The sequence below is a fragment of the Gimesia panareensis genome (assembly GCF_007748155.1).
In the GTDB taxonomy this organism is placed as follows: domain Bacteria; phylum Planctomycetota; class Planctomycetia; order Planctomycetales; family Planctomycetaceae; genus Gimesia; species Gimesia panareensis.
Genome location: NZ_CP037421.1, coordinates 1,947,418 through 1,968,721 on the forward strand (window position 1 = coordinate 1,947,418; position 21,304 = coordinate 1,968,721).

The 21,304-nt window shown below is 57.8% G+C and carries 15 protein-coding genes and 1 pseudogene; 5 read left to right on the forward strand and 11 right to left on the reverse strand.

Features of this window, described 5'->3' with window-relative positions; all coding sequences use genetic code 11:
• Positions 1 to 114: 114 nt before the first annotated feature.
• Complete coding sequence (locus Enr10x_RS07395; RefSeq protein WP_145105678.1) at positions 115 to 603, reverse strand: hypothetical protein; 489 nt, start codon at positions 601 to 603, stop codon at positions 115 to 117.
• Positions 604 to 727: 124 nt separating this feature from the next.
• Positions 728 to 1,684, reverse strand: a complete 957-nt coding sequence (locus Enr10x_RS07400) for a DUF1559 domain-containing protein (RefSeq protein WP_145105681.1) — start codon at positions 1,682 to 1,684, stop codon at positions 728 to 730.
• Positions 1,685 to 2,095: 411 nt separating this feature from the next.
• Here Enr10x_RS07400 and Enr10x_RS07405 point away from each other — a divergent pair, with 411 nt between their 5' ends.
• Genes Enr10x_RS07405 through Enr10x_RS07415 form a run of 3 tightly spaced genes read left to right on the forward strand, consistent with a single transcriptional unit; the run spans position 2,096 to position 7,564 of the window.
• A complete protein-coding gene (locus Enr10x_RS07405; protein ID WP_145448594.1) occupies positions 2,096 to 5,179 on the forward strand; it encodes a PSD1 and planctomycete cytochrome C domain-containing protein in 3,084 nt (1,027 codons plus the stop codon).
• Entirely contained in the window at positions 5,172 to 6,629 is a 1,458-nt protein-coding gene (locus Enr10x_RS07410) for a DUF1501 domain-containing protein (protein WP_145448595.1), read from the forward strand. Before Enr10x_RS07405 ends, Enr10x_RS07410 begins: the two co-directional genes overlap by 8 nt.
• Positions 6,626 to 7,564, forward strand: coding sequence for an alpha/beta hydrolase (locus tag Enr10x_RS07415; RefSeq protein ID WP_145448596.1), 939 nt, complete (start codon positions 6,626 to 6,628; stop codon positions 7,562 to 7,564). Before Enr10x_RS07410 ends, Enr10x_RS07415 begins: the two co-directional genes overlap by 4 nt.
• A 7-nt stretch (positions 7,565 to 7,571) precedes the next feature.
• On the opposite strand, the gene Enr10x_RS07420 is transcribed toward Enr10x_RS07415, so the two are convergent.
• From Enr10x_RS07420 to Enr10x_RS07455, 8 genes and pseudogenes are all read right to left on the reverse strand, one after another.
• Positions 7,572 to 8,687 (reverse strand): prenyltransferase/squalene oxidase repeat-containing protein, encoded by a 1,116-nt coding sequence (locus tag Enr10x_RS07420; protein ID WP_145448597.1) that lies wholly within the window; start codon positions 8,685 to 8,687, stop codon positions 7,572 to 7,574.
• 185 nt (positions 8,688 to 8,872) lie between these two features.
• A complete protein-coding gene (locus tag Enr10x_RS07425; protein WP_145448598.1) occupies positions 8,873 to 10,261 on the reverse strand; it encodes a DUF1501 domain-containing protein in 1,389 nt (462 codons plus the stop codon).
• 25 nt (positions 10,262 to 10,286) lie between these two features.
• Positions 10,287 to 12,836, reverse strand: a complete 2,550-nt coding sequence (locus Enr10x_RS07430) for a PSD1 and planctomycete cytochrome C domain-containing protein (protein WP_197997509.1) — start codon at positions 12,834 to 12,836, stop codon at positions 10,287 to 10,289.
• A 35-nt stretch (positions 12,837 to 12,871) separates the two neighbouring features.
• Positions 12,872 to 13,810 carry a sugar phosphate isomerase/epimerase family protein gene (locus Enr10x_RS07435; protein ID WP_145448600.1) on the reverse strand — a complete coding sequence of 313 codons (939 nt, stop codon included), beginning with the start codon at positions 13,808 to 13,810 and terminating at the stop codon, positions 12,872 to 12,874.
• A 150-nt stretch (positions 13,811 to 13,960) separates the two neighbouring features.
• The gene (locus Enr10x_RS07440) at positions 13,961 to 15,031 is read right to left on the reverse strand and encodes a sialidase family protein (protein ID WP_145448601.1); all 1,071 of its coding nucleotides are present in this window, start codon (positions 15,029 to 15,031) and stop codon (positions 13,961 to 13,963) included.
• Positions 15,032 to 15,060: 29 nt separating this feature from the next.
• Positions 15,061 to 15,483 carry a hypothetical protein gene (locus Enr10x_RS07445; protein ID WP_145448602.1) on the reverse strand — a complete coding sequence of 141 codons (423 nt, stop codon included), beginning with the start codon at positions 15,481 to 15,483 and terminating at the stop codon, positions 15,061 to 15,063.
• An 86-nt stretch (positions 15,484 to 15,569) separates the two neighbouring features.
• Positions 15,570 to 16,496 (reverse strand): annotated as a pseudogene (locus tag Enr10x_RS07450) (DUF1559 domain-containing protein).
• Between the two features lie 194 nt (positions 16,497 to 16,690).
• Positions 16,691 to 17,419: a FadR/GntR family transcriptional regulator gene (locus Enr10x_RS07455; RefSeq protein ID WP_145105715.1), complete on the reverse strand. Its 729-nt coding sequence runs from the start codon at positions 17,417 to 17,419 to the stop codon at positions 16,691 to 16,693.
• Between the two features lie 325 nt (positions 17,420 to 17,744).
• On the opposite strand from Enr10x_RS07455, the gene Enr10x_RS07460 reads away from it, so the two are divergent.
• Together Enr10x_RS07460 and Enr10x_RS07465 are read left to right on the forward strand one after the other, a co-directional pair.
• Positions 17,745 to 18,797, forward strand: coding sequence for a pyridoxal-phosphate dependent enzyme (locus Enr10x_RS07460; RefSeq protein WP_145105718.1), 1,053 nt, complete (start codon positions 17,745 to 17,747; stop codon positions 18,795 to 18,797).
• Between the two features lie 28 nt (positions 18,798 to 18,825).
• On the forward strand, positions 18,826 to 19,752 hold the full coding sequence (locus Enr10x_RS07465) for a dihydrodipicolinate synthase family protein (protein ID WP_145105721.1): 927 nt from the start codon (positions 18,826 to 18,828) through the stop codon (positions 19,750 to 19,752).
• A gap of 7 nt (positions 19,753 to 19,759) precedes the next feature.
• On the opposite strand, the gene Enr10x_RS07470 is transcribed toward Enr10x_RS07465, so the two are convergent.
• A complete protein-coding gene (locus tag Enr10x_RS07470) occupies positions 19,760 to 21,157 on the reverse strand; it encodes a neutral/alkaline non-lysosomal ceramidase N-terminal domain-containing protein (RefSeq protein ID WP_145105724.1) in 1,398 nt (465 codons plus the stop codon).
• Positions 21,158 to 21,304 lie beyond the last annotated feature (147 nt).

Sequence of the window (21,304 nt, forward strand, 5' to 3'; positions counted from 1 at the left end):
CGCGCGACAGTAGGAAGAAGCCGATTTACAGTGCAGGGGTGAAAGTCAGTCTCCAGTCCTGCAGCAGACGATGATTGTGACTACTGCAGGTCCGGAGTGAATGCGAAGACGAATTCAGTTTGTCTCCTTGGGTTTGTCATCGGTCAGCGGGAAATCAATGGTGTTGTCCTTATCCGGTTCTACCATGACCAGCAGCCCGGACTTTTCCATATCGCCATACCATTCGGGAATGACAGACATGGGGCCGGCATTTCCGTCGACCGCGTCTTCGGGAAGACCGGAACCGCCAGGACTGGTGAGAGCCGTGATCATGACTTTGTAGCTGCCGGGGATCACGCCGTCATCTTCATCGAAGGTTCCCATGTAATAATTGCCGTCGCGATCGATTTTACCCTGTGCCGGCGGACCACCGCTGACGGGAATGAAAACCAGCGAACCAATGCTGAGTGGTTTTCCGTTATAGCTGACAGTACCGGTGACCGGGGATCGTGCCGGGTGACCGTCACCGCAGCCCCAGACAGAGATCAGCAGTCCGAACATGGCAGCCTGAACGATACCGACGCGGTATTTTCTGAGGGATAAAGGTAAGTATCTGGAGATCATCTGAATTACCCTGATAGTAGAGTGAGGAGTGGCGGATTGATCGAAATCATTTTGAGCTCAGGTGCATTTCTCCCGGAAAGACGGTCTGTACTTCCCGGGAGAATGCATGTGGTAAAGGTGTCTTTTACCATTCACCCAGAACTTCGCCTTTGGCCCTGGTGCCCAGTCCCTTAAACAGTCCGAGATCGATATTCTGACTGATGAAGTGGACGGAACCGTCGGCCATCATGAAGTGTGCCCCACCGACATGATAACTGGTGTAGGGGGTGTGGTTCGTCCCAAAATCACCGCGATAGTTAATGGGGAACTGGATGTTCTTGCTGTCCAGCATGAGTCGCCTGGTATCGGTATACCAGTAGATGCCCCAGGTCCAGGGCTGGATGCCTCCCCAGCCAGCTTTCATGGAAGAGGACCAGCCGTACGAAGAGGATGATTCCCCGAGCAGGATCGTATTGGTTGTGCCGTCAATGACGTCCCGGAATTTGGTGTTACTCAACGGATACATCAGACCGGTATTGGCCCAGCGCCAGTTATTCCCATCCGAAGGGTTGGTGACATCGTCTACGCGCCCGGCACAGGCGCGATAGTGCAGGGCGCCCTGAGTGGCAATCCAGGGGAGCGTCGAATTCACGATGTCAGGTGACCGATTGCCCAATGCGGAAGAGGGACAGGAAAAGACCGGAATCGGTCCCCAGATTTCACTCCTGCCGTTATGCGGTGCGCCATCCAGTCGCCAGGGGCCGAGTTCGGTAATCGGGTTTTTGGAAAACCCCTGCATCGCATGCACCCGGGGCGCTTCATCGATGTAAGGAAAGATTTTGGGAGCCCAGCCCATGTGGTAGCCACCACCGGGGTAGGAAGGAGTCGGATGGCTGCCGTTGGGGAGACATCCAAAAGTGTCATGGTAGTTGTGGAACGCGAGTCCCAGTTGTTTGAGATTGTTTTTGCACTGAGAGCGTCGGGCTGCTTCCCGTGCCTGCTGTACCGCCGGTAAGAGTAATGCAATCAGGATTGCAATAATGGCGATGACGACCAGAAGTTCAATTAACGTAAATGCTCTGCGTCTTAAACGAGTGCCCATAGTTCATTTCCTTGAATAAAATATGAAATTCGGAAATCGATTGGTTGAGCGGCTGTAAGTATTTAAGAGCGCGAGATAAAGGTTAATTATTTAAGTAAATATCATTAAATAATGATAATTCTGCAAATACAGATGTCAATATGATTTTTCCGGTCAATTTCCAGTCAGTCCGGGAATCAAGGATATCCCTGCTGTTTTATCTGCTGGAAACAGCTTTGACGGCACTCAGAAAATCTTTGTAAATAGATGGACAGTTGGTTTGGTCTGCAGGGATATTGCTTTCCAGGCTGTCGTTTGCTGGTTTCTCTGGACCTGGGGGAGGGGCGTAAGTACCATAAATGTAGCTGGATTGATCCAATCCGGCTTCCTCATTACAAATTCCTGCCTGAATCTCTCTCTGCATCAAAACTCATGCCTGACTTGCTCAAACCACTCATCATGGTGTCTGCCCTGTTTCTGACGGGGAAGATCTGTGCGGCGGAGGACGTGAATTTCAGCCGCGACGTGCTGCCGATCCTTTCAGATCGCTGTTTTCACTGTCATGGTCCCGATCCCAATCATCGCGAAGCTGGCTTGAGGCTGGATCTGCGCGAAGCGGCGACGGAGAATCGGGACGGCACGACAGCGGTGGTGCCGGGCAAACCGCAAGAGAGTGAATTGCTGGCGCGCATCAGCACCAGTGACAGCGACCTCTTAATGCCGCCCATCGATTCGCATCGCAAGCCACTCACGAAGCCGCAGATTGAGACGATTCGTAAATGGATTCAACAGGGGGCGCAGTGGGGACGGCACTGGTCGTTTGAGTCGCCGACCAAGGTGAAATTCAACGCGGAAGAAACAAAGCAGCATCCGGTCGATGTGCTGGTGCAGCGGAAACTGGCTGCAGAGGGGCTGTCGCTCTCCCCGGCTGCGTCAAAGCGAACGCTGATCCGCCGGGTCTCGTTTGATCTGACGGGGCTGCCTCCCACGCCAGCCGAAGTCGACGCGTTTGTGAATGATGATTCGCCGGAGGCCTATGTGAAGATGGTGGACCGTCTGCTGAAATCAAAACATTACGGCGAGCGGATGGCGATGTGGTGGCTGGATCTGGCCCGCTATTCAGATACGGACGGGTTTCAGCAGGATTCGACCCGCACCAACTGGCCCTGGCGGGACTGGGTCGTGCAGTCGTTCAATGAGAACAAGCCCTTCGATCAGTTTACGGTCGAGCAGTTTGCCGGCGACCTCTTGCCGAAGTCGACTCCCGAGCAGCAGCTGGCGACCTGTTTCCATCGGAATCACATGACCAACGGCGAAGGGGGACGCGACCCGGAAGAGTCGCGGATCGATTACGTCATCGATCGGGTGAATACGACGGGGACTGTCTGGCTGGGGCTGACGCTGGGCTGCTGCCAGTGTCACTCGCACAAATTCGATCCCATTTCGCAGGCCGATTATTACAGCCTGTTCGCCTTCTTCAACAGTATTGATGAGGACGGCAAAGCGGGGAGCCGGGCGAAGCCTTATCTGAAGTTTAAATCACCGCTGGTGGAACGGGCGATCAAAGAAGCAGAGCAGGTCGTGCAGGAACGGAAGCCGCTGGAAGCCGCGGCCCGCAAGCAGGCGGAAGCGGAGTTCGAACCATGGCTAAAGGAGCAGATCCAAAAAGTCAAACAACACGATTTTCAGTCCTGGTATCAGCCGCAGATTGACGGACTGAGTTCGGTGGAAGGGACGGTGTTGAAACAGGAAGCCGAGGGCATCATCCAGACGAGTGGTCCCACGCCGCGCCAGGATGATTATCGGCTGATTGCTTCCACACAACTGCCACGGATTACCGGACTGCGGCTGGAGGTCTTTCCGCATCCATCGCACACGGATGGAAAACTGTCCCGGGGGAAAACCGGTGAATTCATTCTGACCGATGTCAAACTGCAGGTGCGTCGCGAGGGGAGTTCCCAGTTGCGCGACATCGAAATTGCCTCCGCGGTGGCTGATGTCGAAAAGGAAGCCAAGGGACGCAACTACGGCAAGATTAAAGACACGCTGGACGACGATCCCCGTAATGGCTGGACGACGGAGACCTACTCGGCCCGCCAGCAGCATACGGCAGTGTTTGCACTGGCGGAACCACTTGTGCTGGAGCCTGGCGAAGAACTGATTTTTGTGATGCTGCATCGCTCCACCGAGGGGGATGCGAACATTGGTCGGTTCCGACTGCTGCTGACTGATCAGCCGGGGCAGGCGGTACGGTCGCTCGATCCGATGCCGCTGGAAGCGCTGGCTCAGGCGAAGGTGAAAGAGCCGGCCCAGCTGGATCCGAAGTTACGGAAGCGACTGCTGGAACAGTTCCTGGTGGACCATGCCGATTACCAGCGACGGAAGACGGAGCTGGACCGGGCGAATGCCCAGCTGGCGCAGGTCAAAAAAGCGGCCGGGGAACTGTCGGTGATGGTGCTGGCCGAACGGAAAGAGCCGCGGAAAACATATGTGCTGGAGCGGGGTGTCTGGGACAAGCATGGTAAAGAAGTTTCCCGCTCGGTGCCGGAAGCGATCCTGCCCCTGCCTGCTGAGAAAACGAAAGACCGGCTGGACCTGGCGCAGTGGCTGGTGGCGGAACAGAACCCGTTGACGGCGCGGGTGGTGGTGAACCATCTCTGGCAGCTCTGTTTTGGCACCGGGCTGGTGCGGACGCCGGGCGATTTTGGTCTGCAGGGAGAACGCCCGACACATCCCGAACTGCTGGACTGGCTGGCCGTAGAATTAATGGAACATGACTGGGATCTGCAACACATTCTGAAACTGATCGTCACCAGCCGAACGTATCAGCAGCAAAGCGACGTCACTCCCGAGTTGCTGACCCGCGATCCGGAGAACCGCTTGCTGGCCCGCGGTGCCCGCTTCCGTCTGCCCAGCTGGATGATTCACGATGCAGCCCTGCAGGCCAGCGGACTGCTGAACCCGGCACAGGGAGGCCCGCCGGTGATGCCTTATCAACCGCCGGGTGTCTGGGCCGAGATGTTCATGGGACGTTTTAATTACGAACCGAGTCAGGGGGCGGCCCAATACCGCAGGAGCCTGTATGCGTTCTGGCGACGTTCGAGTGCACCGACGTTTCTGTTTGACAGTGCCCAGCGGCGGGTCTGCGAAGTGAAGCCGCGGCGGACGAATACTCCGCTGCAGGCGCTGACCCTGTTGAACGACGTGACGATTCTGGAATCCTCACGTGAGCTGGCACGGACTGCGATTCAAGAGGAGCAGACGCCGGCTGAGCGGATTGATTTCATCGCACGGCGGATTCTGTCCCGTACCCTGACTGCCCGGGAGCAGAGCGTGCTGGCGCGGGAATATGAGCAGTCGCGCGCTTATTATCAGAGTCACCCCGAGGCAGCGCTGCAACTGCTTGATGTAGGACAGCCGCCGGCAAAAAACAAAGTGGCACCGGATGAGCTGGCATCCTGGATGGTGGTTGCGAGCATGATCTTTAACCTGGATGAGGCGATTACCCATGAATGAGCCACTGGAACATTCCGCACTGGAAGTCTCCCGCCGCTATTTTCTGGGGCAGGGCGCAGGCGTCGGTCTGGGTGCGATGGCACTCGGACTGCTGGAAGCGACACGCGCAACCGCAGCAGAGAAAACGCCCGCGATTGGTCTGCCTGATCTGCCCCACAAACCACCGAAGGCGAAGAACGTCATCTTTCTGACGCAGTCGGGGGGACCGTCACAGATTGAGCTGTTCGATTATAAGCCCAACCTGATGAAGTGGGCAGGGAAGGAGCTGCCCGAAAGCGTCCGGGGTGGGCAGCGACTGACGACGATGACCGCCAATCAGAAACAGCTGATTATGCCCTCCCGCACGAAATTCAAACGCTATGGCGAGAGTGGGGCGACGCTGGGTGAGTGGCTGCCTCACCATGGTGAAGTCGCGGACGAGCTCTGCTTCATCAAGTCGATGAACACCGATCAGATCAATCATGCACCGGCGATGACGAAGTTTCTGACCGGGCATCAGCTGCCGGGGCGACCGTCGATCGGGGCCTGGTCGAGTTATGGACTGGGGAGCGAGAACCGGAATCTGCCCGATTACCTGGTGTTAATCTCCAAGATGAAGCGGCCCAGCGATCAGCCGCTGTATGATCATTACTGGGGCAGCGGTTTTCTGCCGTCCCGTTACCAGGGGGTGAAGCTGCGGAATGCGAAAGAACCGGTGTTGTACCTGCGCGATCCGGACGGGATGCCGCGGCCGATCCGGCGGGGGATGCTGGACGGCATTGCGGAACTGAACCAGATGCGACTCGAGCAGACCGGGGATCCCGAAATTGAAACCCGGATCCGGCAGTACGAAATGGCGTGGCGGATGCAGTCGAGTATTCCCGAGCTGAATGATTTGAGAGACGAGCCGGAATCGACGTTTGAGCTGTATGGTCCCGATTCGCGTCGGCCCGGCAGTTACGCTGCCAACTGTGTGCTGGCACGGCGGTTGATCGAGCGGGGCGTGCGGTTTGTGCAGCTCTTTCACCCGGACTGGGATCATCACAGCCGCCTCGGTTCCTGGTGCGTAGCCCGCTGTCGCGATACCGACCAGGCGAGTGCCGCGTTGGTGAAAGATCTCAAGCAGCGTGGCCTCTTGGATGAGACCCTGGTGATCTGGGGCGGTGAGTTCGGCCGCGGTGTGGCGGGGCAGGGCAAATGGGACAGCCCCGAAGGGGGCCGCGACCATCACCCGCGGTGCTTCACTACCTGGCTGGCCGGTGGCGGTGTGAAGCCGGGGATGACCTACGGCATGACCGATGAATTCAGTTACAACGTGGCCGAGAACCCGGTGCATGTCCGCGATCTGCATGCGACTGTGCTGCATCTGCTGGGCATTGATCACGAGCGATTTACGTATCGACATCAGGGACTTGATTTTAAACTGACGGGCGTTGAACCGTCCAGAATTGTTGAGGAGATACTGGTATGAGGCGGTGGGCGCTACTGTCATTCGTTGTTGCGGGTATGATTTGTGGACTGTTGAGTGCAGCCGAGGCACGCGAGCCGGATGCGGTGATTGACATCTGGCCCGGGATGGCGCCGGGTGAAACCACAAAGAACACCGGGGAAAAACTGCCGCGACGTGAAAATGAAAATCCGCCGGCAACCCGCGTGAAAGATATTACGCGACCGCAGCTGTTTGTCTATCAGCCACCGGCCGGCAAACGGAACGGGTCGGCCGTGCTGATCTTTCCCGGCGGGGGCTATAGCTATGTCGTGACCGACAAAGAAGGTTCGGAGGCCGCCGAGTGGCTGAATTCGATGGGGATCACGGCGTTTGTCGTGCATTACCGGACCAAGCCTGGCAAGACACCTCCGAAGCGGGCAAACGAAAAACTGCCGCCGTTTTCCGAACGTCCTCTGCAGGACGGGCAGCGGGCCTTGAGCCTGGTGCGTGAGCGGGCGAAAGAGTGGGACCTCAAGCCGGACCGGATTGGCGTGATCGGTTTTTCAGCAGGCGGTCAGGCAGCGGCGCTGGTAACGTCTCGCTTTGACGAACGGGCTTATCCGGCACAGGATGCGACCGACAAAATTTCGTGTCGGCCGGACTTCAGCCTGCTGATTTATCCCTGGCGGCTGGTGGATGACAAGACCGGGAAGCTGAATGAAGTTTTCACGGTTTCGAAAAAGACCCCACCGGTGTTCATGGCACACGCGCATGATGACCACGCGACACCCTTGAGCAGTATTCTGTATTATACGGCTCTCAAAAATAACGGCGTCGGGGCCGAACTGCACATCTATGAAACAGGTGGTCACGGCTACGGAATGCGACCGGTGGCTGATTCGAACGTCGACACCTGGACCGACCGCGCCGCAGACTGGCTGCGGCTGCGAAAACTGGCGTCGCCGGAACGCGATTAATCTTCGCTTAATCTTTTGGGGGAGCTGACTCGCAGTTCTTCAGGGCGAGCAGCGTGTAGGCAGTGACCAGGTTGGGGTCTCCTTCAAACCAGCGATTGGATTTGGAGTTGACCCAGCTGCCGTTATCCTGCTGCAGGGTAAACAGATGGTCGGCGAGTTCCTTGCGCCAGTCATGCGTTTTACCTTTACTGTCTTTGACCTGCTGCATGTCTGCGGTGTCGAGTGCTTTGGCAAACAGCTGGTAATAGTAGTAGAGCCCGTTGTCGCCCATCCCGGGATTGTTCTGGACGGTGTAGTTTTTCTGAATCCAGTCCAGGGCGGCTTTGACGCGGGGATCTTTGGGAGTCAGTCCGGCGTAGATCATGCTTTTGAGACCGGCGTAGGTCATGCTGCCGTAAGAGCGGAGACCTTCATCTTTGGTTTTGCCGGAAGGTGACGATCCGCCGGCGGCGACCGTGTAGTAGAAGCCTCCGTCGTTGATCTTCGCAGCAGCTGGGGATGTGTTATATTCGCTTTCCAGGTTCTGACAGCGGGAGACGAAGGTCAGTGCTTTCTGAATCGCGGGATCGTCCGATTTTGCACCAGCTGCTTTGAGGGCCTGGATCATGAAGGCGGTGTTGGAAAGGTCGGGGCGACCACCGTCAGGACTGTAGCCTGCGCCGCCGTAGGAGAGATCACTGGGTTTGACATCTTTACTTTCATCGAACTGCAGACTGCGGAGGAACTGTCCCGCTTTTTTGATCTGCTCGTCATATTTGCCCGATTTGTTGGCGGCCTGCAGGGCCATCAGGGCGACGGCGGTTTCGTAGCCAGCGTGATTACTGCGGGCCGAACAGATGCGGCCATCTTCCTGACAGAAAGCGGACAGCCGGTTGAGTGCTTTGGCGAGTGTGGGATCATCGAGGGGAACGCCCGATTCAATGAGTGCGGTGGTGACCAGTGCAGAGATACCCGCGGCTTCGCTGAAGGTCCAAGTGCCGTCTTCGTTCTGGGAGTTCTTGAGGAACGTGATGGCTTTGTCGCGGGACGCTTTGAGTTGGGCCGTCTCCGGTCCGGCCGCCATGACCAGGCTGGTACTGAGGCAGAGGACACCGACGACAATCATTCGCAGAAAACCGACCATTTGATACTCCTGTCAGTTGAAAGAAATTTTGACGACTCTTGAGCCGCAAAATGCGTTCCGGTTTCCCTCAAGTCTACGGCGTCTGTGGTCAGAGGAAAACCCATTCTGATTGGAGAAGCGGGGATCAGAGGTGTAGAAAGATTCGGCGCGGGTGTCGCAAAAACCGTCAGGGGTACGTTTTCGGATCAGGAATTCAGAATCTGTTTGACCACGTGTCCGTGCACGTCGGTGAGGCGGAAGTCCCGCCCTGCATGACGGTAAGTGAGTTGTTCGTGGTCGAGTCCCATGATGTGCAGGATGGTGGCGTGGAAGTCGTGGATGTGGACCAGGTCTTTGACGACGTAGTTGCCGATGTCGTCGGATTCGCCGTGAATCACGCCGCCGCGTACATTTCCGCCGGCCAGCCAGCAGGAGAATGCGTTGGGGTGATGCGTGCGGGATTTGGTTCCCTTGCCGTCCTGGGCCCAGGGGGAGCGGCCGAATTCGGTACAGAAGACGAGCAGGGTTTCTTCGAACAGGCCCCGCTGTTTGAGGTCGGTGATCAGGGCGGCGATGGGCTGGTCGACGCGGCGGGCGTATTTTTCATGCGAGGCCATGTCGCGGTGCGCGGCATCCCAGTTGTCCCGGCAGGCACCGACGGCGTCGATGATTTCGACAAAGCGGACGCCCCGTTCGATCAGACGGCGGGCCATGATGCACTGGGCCGCGTAGCTGGCCTGGTCTCCCTGTTCGGCTCCATAGAGGTTGAGTGTTGCCTTGGATTCTTTTGTGAGGTCGAGTGCTTCGGGGGCCTGGCGCTGGAGTCCGGAAGCGGCTTTGAAGGTACTCATGCGACCGGTGAGTTCGGGATCGTGGTCGCGACGATCCAGGTGCCGCTGATTCAGTTTCTGCAGCAGGGAGAGTTCGAGCTGCTGGCGGGAATGCGACGTGGGAGATTTGAGATAGGGGATCGGGTCGTTGCCGGGCATAACGCGGACGCCGGTATTGACTGCGGGGAGGAAGTTGGCATCCCACAGCTGGGGGCCGTTGTAGGGGCGATGTTCGGAGATGACGACGTGCGAAGGGAGGTTCGGGTTGAAGGATTGCAGGCCAAAACTGAGCCAGGCTCCCATGCCTGGCATGGCTGCGGTGGTGCTGCCGGTATGCAGTTGCAGGGTGGCTTCGCCGTGGTCGCGGTGATCGCAGTTCATGGAACGGATCAGGGCGACTTCGTGCATCTGTTTGCGGATCTCGGGGAAGAGGTCGCTGACTTCGGTGCCGCACTCCCGGTTGGGACGGAATTTCCAGAGCGGGGCTTTGAGATAGCGTTCGATTTTCGGCTGACCGGAGACAGCGGCTTTGTTTTCATCGCCGATCGACTGGTCGTGCCGCCTGGTGAGTTCGGGTTTGGGATCGAAGGTGTCGACGTGCGAATACCCCCCGGACATGTAGAGCATGATCACGTGCTTCGCGCGGGGCCGGTGATGCGGAGCAGCGAGATTCGCAGGCAATACCCGGGGTAGACAGAGACCAGCGGAGGTGCCCAGGCCGGCTTGCAGAAGCTGTCGTCGTGAAATCAATTGGGAATCGGACATACTGCGTTCCTGATGTACTGTGGTGTCAGTCGACAAAAAAGAACTCGTTGCTGGTGAGCAGGACTTTAGCCAGCCCGGTCCAGGCGGAAGGAGCCTCTTTCGACGATTTCTGCTTTTGTTCTGTCGTCAGTTGTGCCTGATACGTTTTGAGAAACTCAAGGGCGTCTGCCTGTTCGGATTTGGTCGGGCTGCGACCATAGGCCAGTTGCCAGGCGAGTTCCACCTGTTCTGCGGGGGTCGAATAGGTCTGTTTGATGCGGCGGGCCAGGGCGGCGGCCTGCTGAGGAACAAAGGGGGCGTTCAGCAGGTAGAGTGCCTGTGTGGGCAGATGCGAACTGTGCCGACTGCCTGAAGTTTCGTTGGTTTCGGGGCCGTTAAAGCGACCCAGGAAGGGATGCTTATAGAGCCGCTGCGTCATCAGGTAGACGCTGCGTTTGTTGGTCTCGTACACTTCGTGGAAGGGACCGTTGAGGCTGTAGCCTTTTTTATGCCAGGGAATGAACGGGTGCGGGCCCCCCTGTTCGCGGTCGAGTTCGCCGGAGACGAAGAGCATGGCATCGCGGATGGATTCGGCGTCGAGGCGACGGCGTGTGTGTTTCCAGAGGTAGACGTTGTCTGGATCGCGGCGACTGTTTTCCGGCTGGTCCCGGCTGTCGAGGCGATAGACGCGAGAGAGCATGATCTGGCGATGCAGGGCTTTGAGCGACCACTGGTGTGCGATCAGTTGACTGGCCAGATAATCGAGCAGTTCCGGATGGGAGGGGGTTTCGCCCAGGACGCCGAAATTATCGACGGTTTTGACGAGTCCCTGTCCAAAGTGGTGATACCAGAGCCGGTTGACGATCACGCGGGCGGTGAGGGGGTGTTCCGGATCGGTCAGCCAGCGGGCCAGTTCGAGGCGTCCCGAGTGCTGTTTGTCGAGGTCCGGTTTCGATTCCGAGATGACGCTGATGAACTGGCGGGGGACGACTTCACCCTGGTTCTCGGGATCCCCGCGGCGATGCAGGCGGCTGTGATGCGGTTTGCCATCGATGACGGCGTAGAGCATCTCCACGGGGGGCTGCTTGACCAGGCGGGCCTTCTCCTGTTTGAGCCAGGGGAGGCCGTGGATCATCAGTTCGCGGAATTTCCCTTTATGCATGGCGAGGAGTTTCTGCCGACGGGCTTCCAGTTTTTCAAAGGATTTGCCTTCCGCTTTGGCCTGTTTAATCTTCGCGGCGACCTGTTTGTATTCTTCGAGCGTCGGTTTGAGCCAGGGGCGGAAATGATTGCGGATCTGGTGCTGATAGTGGCTGAGCAGCTTCCAGTAGGCGTCGATTTTTTGTTGGGAACCGGGCGTGTTTTCCGCGGAGACCAGTTGCGTGGGAGAGGGCTGATTGGAAGCGCCCATGCTGGGGTAGAGGGTGCTTTCGAAAATGCCGTAGAGTCCGTAGTAGTCGGTGGCGAGCATCGGATCAAACTTGTGATCGTGACAACGGGCGCATTTCAGTGTGACGCCCATGAGTCCGCGGCCGATGGTATCGATGGTGTCGTCGATGGTGAGGTGCTGATCATCAAAACGGGAGTTGCCGAACCGGCGGGAGAGGGCGATGAAGCCGGTGGCGATTTTGAGCTGACGGGCCCGGGCCGGATCGGATTCCTGTTGGGAGAGAATGTCGCCGGCGAGCTGGGCGGTGAGAAACTGATCGTAGGGGAGATCGGCATTGAGCGCGTCGATGACCCAGTTGCGGTAGAGGTAGGCGCCGGGAATCGGGAAGTCGCCGACGTCTCCTTGGGTGTCTGCGTAGCGGGCGACGTCCAGCCAGTGGCGACCCCAGCGTTCCCCGTAAGCGGGGGAGGCGAGCAGGCGATCGACGACTGTGGCGAACGCGGTTTCGTCTGCAGCGGGATCGTTGAGAAAGTCGGTGATTTCCTGCGGCGTCGGCGGCAGACCGGTGAGATCGAAAGTGGCCCGGCGGATCAGTGTTCTGCGGTCGGCGAGCGGTACGGGCGTCAGCTGTTCTGTCTGCAGGCGGGCATAGATGAAGCGATCGATGGCGGTCCTGGACCAGTGGGGATCGTCAATTGCCGGTGGCGTGACTTCCTGGCGGGGCAGGAAGCACCAGTGGCTGGTGGTCAGTTTTTCGGCTGACTTTGCGTCGGCAGTGGTGCGTGATTTTGTTTTTTCTTCCGGCCAGGGGGCGCCCCATTCGATCCAGCGTTTGAAGTGGCCCAGTGTTTCGGCATTGAGCCGATCTTCCGCATCGGGGGGCATTTTCAGTTCTTTGTGGGTGCGCTGAATGGATTGAAAGAGCAGGCTGGCCTGAGGTTTGCCGGGGACGATGGCGGGGCCGAAGTCGCCTCCTTTGAGCAGGTCGGCGCGGGACTGCAGGGCGAGCGGGCTTTCCGCGTCTGCTTCACCAGTGTGGCAGTCGGCACATTTTTCGATCAGGATCGGGCGAATATGCAGTTCAAAGAATTCGAGCTGTTTGTCACTGGAAGGGGCCGGTTCCGCGGCGGAGAGCGAGCCTGCCAGCAGGATGAAGATCGCTGCGGTCACGAAGCTGCCGGTCTGAATTCGATTGTGTGTCGTCATCGTCGAACCCTTTGTGAGACGCATTCGATGTACAATCAGCCGCGTTTGATGCCGGCTTTCTGGAAGGCGGGGGCGATATTCTGGTAGCAGGTCTTCGCGGCGGCAACGGGATCGTAGCCGGGCTGTTTGAAGACCATGCCGCTGACTTCGCAGCAGATGTCTCCACGATAGCCTCCCGCGACGGCGATTTTGAGCAGGCGAACATAATCGATGTCACCGCTTTCGCCGGGGAGGACGAAGCGGGCTTTGTTGTCTTTGAGGACGGTGTCTTTGATCTGGATGAAGCTGGTGTAGGGGAGCATGGTTTTCAGCGAATCTTCCAGCGCGATGTCGCGGTGTGTGAAATGGCTGTAGTCGTAGTTGAGGCGGATCCAGGGGCTGTTGATCTGTTCGACGAGCCAGACGCCCTGTTCGGGGCGATCGACGACTCCACCCCGGTGCGGCTTGACGGCGATGACCGTTTGTGTGCTCTCGGCGACTTCAGCCCAGCCTTTGAGGTTGTCGCGCATTTCCTCTTTGCGGTCTTCCCACTTGCCGCTGCCCGCGGTGGTTTCGATGAGCGGGGGCTGATCGGGTTTGAGGTCGTGCCCCAGTTGCGCCGCCCGTTTGAGTCGTTCGAGGACCGGTTTCTGGCTGGCGGGGGAGCCGGTGAGGTCGCAGTGTTCCATCAGCGAGGTGAGTTTGAGGCCGGTGTCGTCGAGTTTCTTTGCGATTTCCGTACGTCTCTGTTTGTTGAGTTTGAGCGGTGTGGCATCCCAGGCGTCCATCAGGCAGAGTTCGGTGGAGTCGTAGCCGATGTCTGCGACGGTCTGCAGGGCCTGTTCGGTTTTCATGTGCGGCATGCCGTAGAGGCTGAAGCCGAGGGTGAGCGTCGGCGGTGCTGTTTTACCGGCAAAGAGTGGCGACAGGCAGGGGAGTGTCAGGCAGGTGGCGCCGGCTGTGCTGAGAAACTGGCGTCGGGAAATCGAGTGCATGAAGGCTGCTCCTGAGGCGGGGAGTGAGTTCTGAATAAGATCCGTATCGGGTTTATATATGGGCGGATCTTTATCATAGCAGGAAACAGCTGGCTAAACCATCACTATTGTGCCTGGACGCAGGACATTTTCAGGATGCAGACTCATGACTCAGGGGCTGAGGAAATCGGCCTCTTTGAGTTTGAGACGGACGGGGCCCTGCATGGTGGTGATCCAGAGTTCTCCCGGATGGGCTTCAAAGACGTAGGGATAGGAGACGCGGTTTTCGCGTTTCTGTCCCGGGGGTGTCAGATCGCGGGCGATGACGGTGGGCTTGCTCCAGGACTGACAGTCGTCGTCGGAGAAGGCCAGCGACAGTTCTTCGCGGCGTCCCTTGCGCTTTTCTGGATCGCGGAAGCGGTTCCAGAGCATGACGATGCGGCCGCTGTCGAGTCGCTTGAGAATCGCGGGGGACGAACTGGCGGGAATTTTCGAGGGGCGGATGGTCCGCCAGGAAGCGCCTTCGTCTTCAGAGAAGGCTTCCCAGAAACGGCCGAATTTCGTGCGGATCAGCTGGTAGATGCGTCCGTCTTTGAGTTCGACAATCGTGCCTTCCATCGCGCCGTCATGATCGCCGGAACCGCCGAGGTCGATCATGTTGCTGTGTTTCCAGGTCTCGCCTTCATCGTCAGAGTAATAGGTGTGTGAGACGTGCCTGCCGGGGTTGGCGATGGACTGGGAGACGACGACGATAATGCGGCCCGATTTGGTCTGGATCATGCTGCGGACCGCACCGCACCAGCCGTGGCCCTGCAGGATCTGAGGTGTGAGCCAGGTTTTTCCATTATCGGTACTGCGGATGACATAGACGGGGAGGTAGCAGTCGGACTGTGGTCCGCCGAGTTTGTCGTTCCAGTTGAATTTGCGTTCGGCCAGATTCATACAGACGAGGAGGATCGTTCCTTTGCGGGTCTGGATCAGGGCGCGTTCGTTGCTGGTGTGAAATTTTTCCGGCTGGGCGTAGAGGGGCGTGGCCTGCCAGGTCTGGCCTTCATCTGCGCTGAGCAGAGACTGTTTGGCATCGGGGGCGAGGATGTTGCCATCCGTCAATCTGATGAAGGGGCCGAGATGCTGGTGAGGCAGTTTGCTGGTCTGGGGGTGATTCCATTCTTCCGCCTGCGCTGATGCCAGGGAGAGCAGGAATGAGGCAAGGAGAGGGATGATGATTCGCAGGTGTAGCATGTCTTGCGCCTGATCTTTTGAGGGGGAATTTATTTTTTCAAATCGAAGTTGAGAACCAGGGGCTCGCTGCCTGCTTCAATGTCGGCTTCGAGTTCTGAATTCTTATGGTATTGATCGGGAATCGGGATGGCCGGTTTGGTGGCGGCGTCGATCTGTCCGAGGGACATCCCGGAGGTATCCTCAGGGAGGATCGGTGCGCCCTTGATTTCCACACGCTGTTTCCCCAGGGGGACGCCTCCCTTGTTGGTGACTTCGTATTTGCCGTCCCGGATTTTTCCCGCGGCAATGGGACCTTCGGGTTGGGGACGGAAGCGGATGACGCCTCCTTCCAGGGGGGCACCGTCCAGAGTGACGGTGCCGGTGACAACGCGGCGATCAGGGGCATCGCTGATACCCCCACAGCCGACCAGCAGGAAGAGCGTTAAACAGAATAATAACCCTTTTGCGGGCATGGTAGACTCCTTACAGTAGAGCAGGCTGGAGCAGACGCCTGGAGTTAGAAGACGAATCCAAAAAATGAATGACGAGTGAAACCGGATCAGTATTCACCGACCACTTCACCGCCCGCGCGGGTGGTGAGCGCCGTGAGTGTTCCCTGGTCGATGTTCTCGGAGAGGAAATGCACCGAGCCATCACCGAATACAAAGTGGCAGCCACCGACGTGATAGCTGGAGAAACCCTGTGGACGGAACGAGAAGGTGCCGCCCCCGGGAACCGTTTCGATGCTGTTGATGCCGCTGCTGGTATCGAAGACATCGTAGCCGGTGTAGGAGTTGCCGTTGAGTCCGCTGGAGGCGAGTGATCCGGTGATTTCGCCGACCATCAGTGTGTTGCTGGAACCGTCGATGATGTCGCGCATTCTGACTTTGGAGATGGCGTAGAGGACACCGTTGCCGACGGAGGTCGGTCGCACGCCGGAACCGCTGTTGCATTTCCAGCTGACGGAGTCGGCGACGCCCCCCATGTCGGTGCGGGGCATGCCGTCGGGGAGGGCGCCGGCAAAAGCACCGTTCCTGTTGACGATGGTGTCGGGTTGCGGGTTGCTGGGACAGAGAAACGGCACCACGGTGTTGAGGCAGGTGGTGTTGGAGAAATTCGCGGGGACAAACGGAGTCGACCCGGAGAAGTTCAGGTTGTTGTAGATGTTGGCCTGATCGATGTAGGGCAGAATGCGGACTCCCCAGGAAAACATGTGGGCGCCCGAGTAGCCGCTGCAGCCGCCACTGATGCCCGCACCGATGGGGAACGTCGTAAAGGTGTCATGATAGTTCTACAGCGCGAGTCCCACCTGCTTGAAGTTATTTTTGCAGGATGAACGCCGGGCAGCCTCGCGCGCCTGTTGTACCGCGGGAAGCAGTAAGGCGATCAGGATGGCAATAATGGCAATCACGACCAGAAGTTCAATCAGTGTAAATCCACGAGTTCTCACCTTGGAATGGAAACGGAACATGGAAACATCTCCCATCAGTAACGCAAAGAAATAAAAGCTATGATCACCCTGGCACACAGGTGCATAGATAAAACTTTCGAGATCAAATTATTATCAGTGCGGCAGGCCGGGTTCCGACGCGAACGCGCCGATCGAAAGCTGGTTCTGCTGCGATCTATTACTGAGTTTATTCGAAGTCTATGTCATTCGCCTGAGGCGTAATTGTTCCGTTATTCTGCGCTGGGCGCTTTTAATTGCGGCTGCAGGTGTTGTGTCAGGTATCTGGTAGCCAGGTCGACATCGCGGTCGGCGATGGCGTTGGCGATCTGTTCGTGTTCACGGAGCCCGCTCTCGCGGGGCGGATGACCGTACAAGTCGCCGGCGTGGAAGTAATCGAGCAGGACGCCGTGAAACTGTTGCACAAAGTTTCCATGGGAGGCGGCCAGGATGGTTTCGTGAAACAGGCAGTCGAGCTCTTTGTAAGATTTGCTGGTCCCCTCGGGGTCCTGTTCGAAGTTGTGCATCACGCGTTTCATCTCTGCGACGATGGTCTGCAGGCGGATGATTTCTTCAGTGGAGATCAACTCGACGGCCAGGGAAATCGAACCGATTTCAATTACCGCACGCAGCTGCTGCAGTTCGCGCCAGCCTTCGGGGCTGGCCACCTGGGGAACGAGTGCATTGCGGAGGACCGTGGAGAAGTTGTCTGCTTCGCCGACGCAGAGCCCAAGGCCCTGTCTGCCGACGACCACACCCAGACCGCGGAGTGAACCGACGGCTTCGCGGACGACGGTCCTTGAGACACCGAATTCGCTGGCCAGATCGGCTTCGGTTCCCAGGCGGGTGCCGGGGGCGAGGCGATCGTTGCGGATCCGGGCGCAGAGCTGTTCGGCCAGATCAGCGCTGAGGGTCTTGGAGTCGGAACCGGTAACCGGAGAATCACTCTGCAGCGTGTTCATGTAACGAATATCCTGTGAGCGCGACAATGAATGTCAGAAATGTTGGCGTTCTGTCACGTAACCAGCTGAACGTGGATTTACGTGAAGAACATCACAGATTTCCGTATCTCGTCATGGCATCTGCCATGGACTATTGTAGTATAAATACTTAGATTGTATGACAATCTGGTTTATTATCATATAACTGGATATTTGACCGTCAAGACATTTCTGACGTTTTGCTCAAGAATGCTGATGTTTCTCAATCGCCTCTGGTAAGGTACGCCTTTGTTGCAGGAATCGTTTTTCAAAGTGAGAGTGAAATCAACTTACCAGGGACCCGGAAATGGAATCTGAATTGTTTACGTTGGGAGAGGGGGAGACTCCCCTGGTACGTTCGCGGCGGATTGGGCCGTCGGTGGGGCTCGAACATCTGTATTTCAAACTGGAGACGGTGAATCCGACCGGTTCTTATAAAGATCGCTTTGCGGCAGCCGCGATGACCGAGATGCTGTCGCAGGGGAAGCGGCGCGTGGTGACCTGTTCGAGTGGAAATGCCGGTTCTGCGCTGGCTGCCTACAGTGCGGCAGCGGGGATGGAATGCCAGGTGGCAGTTTTCATTGGTGCTCCTGAGAACAAGCTGAAACAGATGCTGGCCTATGGTGCGCAGGTCTGGCGAATTGAAGGGTTCGGTGCGGATCCGGAAATCAGCCGGGCGACTTTCAAGTGTCTCAAGCAGATCGGAAACAGTGCCGATGCGGCGCTACAGGTGAGCAGTTATCAGTTCAACCCGGTCGGGATGGCGGGCGTGGAACAGATTGGCCACGAGCTCGTCAGGCAGACTGCTGATCTGGGACGATCGATCGATCATGTGGTCTGCTGTGCGGGAGGCGGGGGACTGTTACTGGCCGTGTATCGTGGTCTACAGGCCGCGCTCGCGGGAAATGAGGAAGCCGAGTTTCCCGCGATTCACTGCGTCCAGCCGGCAGGGAACAACACGATTGCCGGTCCACTCAGAGAGGGGAGCAGTCAGGCCCGCGCCTGTGAGAGCACGACGGCGGTCGGGGGACTGCAGGTGGCGAGTGTGCTGGATGGGCATGAGGTGATCCGGGTCTGCAGAGAGACCGGCGGGAACGGTTACCTGGTCCCGGATGAATATACCTTCGAGGTGCAGGCCCGCCTGGCACGCGAAGAAGGAATTTTCTGTGAACCGGCGGCAGCGGTTTCGCTGGCGGGGGTATTGCGGGCAGTGGCGCAGGGAGAGATTGCGTCTGAAGAAACGGTAGTCTGTCTGATTACCGGAAGCGGTTTTAAAGATCAAAGCGCGATTGATCGGATGCTGTCGGACACGGTCTGTCCCGTCATCAGCCTGGCGGAATTTCAGCATCAAAATTCTTGAGTACTTACTTTAGGGAAGCAGATAAAAGATGACCCGTTCAATTAAGATGATCACCGCCCTGGGGACGCCGTTGACTCCGGAAGAAGACCTGCATGTGGAGGGACTGGCAGCGCACCTGCAGGACCAGCTGGATCACGGCATCAACGGATTCCTGGTCGCGGGGACGATGGGGTTGATGCAGTTGCTCAAGGAGACGACTTATCGCGACCTGGTGGCGCAGAGCGTGGCGTTGAACGCCGGTCGGGCAGAACTGCTGGTCGGGGTTGGCGATACCAGTTATGTGCGGACGCTGGAACGGATCCGGATGGTGGAAGGGTATGAGATTGACGGCGTGGTCGCGCTGGCTCCTTTTTTCATTAAATACAGCCAGGAAGACCTGATCGAATATTACCGGTCGCTGGCGGATGCGAGTTCGCGGCCTTTGTTTCTATACGATCTGCCCCAGACGACGGGCACGAAGCTGGAAGTCGAGACCGTGCTGCAGTTGGCGCAACATCCGAACATTCACGGGATCAAGTGTTCGGATCATTTTGTGACGATCCGGCCGGTGATGGATGCGATTGGCGATGAGTTTCGCGTGATCATCGCCCAGCCGACGCTGATGGATGTGCTGCTGCGTACGGGGGTCACCGAGCATCTGGACGGGATCTACGGCGTGGTGCCGGAATGGATCGCTACGATGGTGACGGCGACGGAACAGGAAGACTGGGAGACACTGGCGGCAGCGCAGCAGGATCTGTCTGAATTACTGCGGGTGTTGCAGACGTTTTCGGCACCGCTGTTTTCATCAGTGACTTCACTGTTGAACCGGCGGGGCATTCCCGGCAACTTTGCACCGCGACCGATGCGTCCGATTACGGCTGCGGAAGAGGCCGAGTTGTTTGAACTGCCGATCGTGCAGAAGATCTTTGCCGGGAAGACGGTCACTGCAGCCGATGAGAATGTAACGCTGTAAGCGATACCTATTCCACCTGTTTCACGAGTTTGTAAACGGTTTTGGAAATAAGATCTTCGGTCTGTTCGGACCAGCGGTAAGCGGGGCGACCGTATTCATAGAGGTTTGAGCCCCCTTCGTATCCCCCTTCGAGCCAGACGCGTTTGGAGGGGATGTAGGAGATCATGTCGTCGGCGTAGCCACAGACCCAGGTGCCGGGACCGAATTCACGTTTGAAGCGGAGCGCGTAATCGACGACGGTTTCCGCCCCCATGCCGATCATGAGCACTTCATTGCCAAGTCGCCAGGCGTGGATTGGATAGGGATAAGCCGTGGGAAACGTTTCCCCCTGATCGAGTTTTTTCAGGAGTCGTGCCGCCCAGCGTTTTTTGATGCGGTTCCCGCTGTTCAGATCGGCTTCGAGGTCGGCGCGGGTGACGACTTTGAGGTAGGGGAGATCGACATACGCGAAAGCGGTTTTGAGACCGGGGGAGACTTTCTGGAGCGGCTGCTTCAAAGCTTCTTCCACGGCGACCGCCAGCATGTGTCCGTATTTTTCACAGAGTTCGACTTTGCGGCGGGGGAGCGGGTTCTGATCGCCGCCACAGGTATTGACGAACATGGCCTGGGTGCCCGGATGATTTTTTTCAATTTCGAGTTGGGCAAAGCCGGGATAGTCGCCGCAGATTTTGGTGAAGCTGAGCGTGGTGGGATGACAGGCATAGCCGAACAGGACGGCGGCGAGCTGTCCATCGGGACGCGTGACTGTCAGGATGGGAACGTCGTGGTCGACGGGGCCGACGAGTGCTTTGCCTGCTTTGAGGAGGTTGGGGATATCAGCTTCGCGGTTGTTGCGACGGTTGACGGCGAAGGTGGTGTGGCCGTTCCCCTGCTGCAGAGTGGCGGGGGCGAGGTCAGCGAGAGCCTGGCCGATCATCGTAACAGTTTCTTTTACCATGCGGTCCGTGTAGGCAGCGACGATCTGGTCCTGCTCGGGCGTGGTCGGATAGTAATCGTAGAGGTCGTCACCCAGGCGGGGGCCACAATGATTGTGGGAGAAAGTAAACATGATCTGCCGCCGGTTGAGACCGAATTTTGTTTTGATCTGTTCGAAGACGCGATCGCTCATGCTTTTGGGAACGCCCTGAAAATCACTGGTGATCAGCACGGCCCGTTCGCCACCGGGCGCTTCCAGGGCGAGGGCCTTCATCCAGATGTCGTGCAGTTTGCCATCGGGGGCGCGTTTGGAGCCATAGCCGGCGAGCCAGACGCCGGTCTGGGGAGTGATGTTGGCTTTGGCCAGTCCTGCCTGCCATTGTTCTGCAGCGGGGAGACGTGAACCGCCAAACATCAGGAGACTGAATGCGATCAGCAACGTACGGCGTGCGAGAACAAAGCGGCTTTGAAGTGGAGTGGAGTCGGGCATGGTGCTGCTTTCTGTGTGTCGGGCGCAGGGACTCAAAGTAGGAGTGCTGATTTCTAATGTATGTTTACAAATCGGAAATCGCAAGGGGTTTCGTGCAGCGGAGAGGATAAATCAGCGCGAAGCGGAATGGGACGTATGGTGCAGCGG

Excerpts from the sequence above, each read along its gene's own strand:
- Enr10x_RS07460 (WP_145105718.1), top strand. The coding sequence starts at position 17,745 with ATGGAATCTGAATTGTTTACGTTGGGAGAGGGGGAGACTCCCCTGGTA.
- Enr10x_RS07420 (WP_145448597.1), bottom strand. The coding sequence starts at position 8,687 with ATGGTCGGTTTTCTGCGAATGATTGTCGTCGGTGTCCTCTGCCTCAGT.
- Enr10x_RS07445 (WP_145448602.1), bottom strand. The coding sequence starts at position 15,483 with ATGCCCGCAAAAGGGTTATTATTCTGTTTAACGCTCTTCCTGCTGGTC.
- Enr10x_RS07455 (WP_145105715.1), bottom strand. The coding sequence starts at position 17,419 with ATGAACACGCTGCAGAGTGATTCTCCGGTTACCGGTTCCGACTCCAAG.
- Enr10x_RS07470 (WP_145105724.1), bottom strand. The coding sequence starts at position 21,157 with ATGCCCGACTCCACTCCACTTCAAAGCCGCTTTGTTCTCGCACGCCGT.
- Enr10x_RS07465 (WP_145105721.1), top strand. The coding sequence starts at position 18,826 with ATGACCCGTTCAATTAAGATGATCACCGCCCTGGGGACGCCGTTGACT.
- Enr10x_RS07400 (WP_145105681.1), bottom strand. The coding sequence starts at position 1,684 with ATGGGCACTCGTTTAAGACGCAGAGCATTTACGTTAATTGAACTTCTG.
- Enr10x_RS07440 (WP_145448601.1), bottom strand. The coding sequence starts at position 15,031 with ATGCTACACCTGCGAATCATCATCCCTCTCCTTGCCTCATTCCTGCTC.
- Enr10x_RS07415 (WP_145448596.1), top strand. The coding sequence starts at position 6,626 with ATGAGGCGGTGGGCGCTACTGTCATTCGTTGTTGCGGGTATGATTTGT.
- Enr10x_RS07395 (WP_145105678.1), bottom strand. The coding sequence starts at position 603 with ATGATCTCCAGATACTTACCTTTATCCCTCAGAAAATACCGCGTCGGT.
- Enr10x_RS07430 (WP_197997509.1), bottom strand. The coding sequence starts at position 12,836 with ATGACGACACACAATCGAATTCAGACCGGCAGCTTCGTGACCGCAGCG.
- Enr10x_RS07425 (WP_145448598.1), bottom strand. The coding sequence starts at position 10,261 with ATGTCCGATTCCCAATTGATTTCACGACGACAGCTTCTGCAAGCCGGC.
- Enr10x_RS07405 (WP_145448594.1), top strand. The coding sequence starts at position 2,096 with ATGCCTGACTTGCTCAAACCACTCATCATGGTGTCTGCCCTGTTTCTG.
- Enr10x_RS07435 (WP_145448600.1), bottom strand. The coding sequence starts at position 13,810 with ATGCACTCGATTTCCCGACGCCAGTTTCTCAGCACAGCCGGCGCCACC.
- Enr10x_RS07410 (WP_145448595.1), top strand. The coding sequence starts at position 5,172 with ATGAATGAGCCACTGGAACATTCCGCACTGGAAGTCTCCCGCCGCTAT.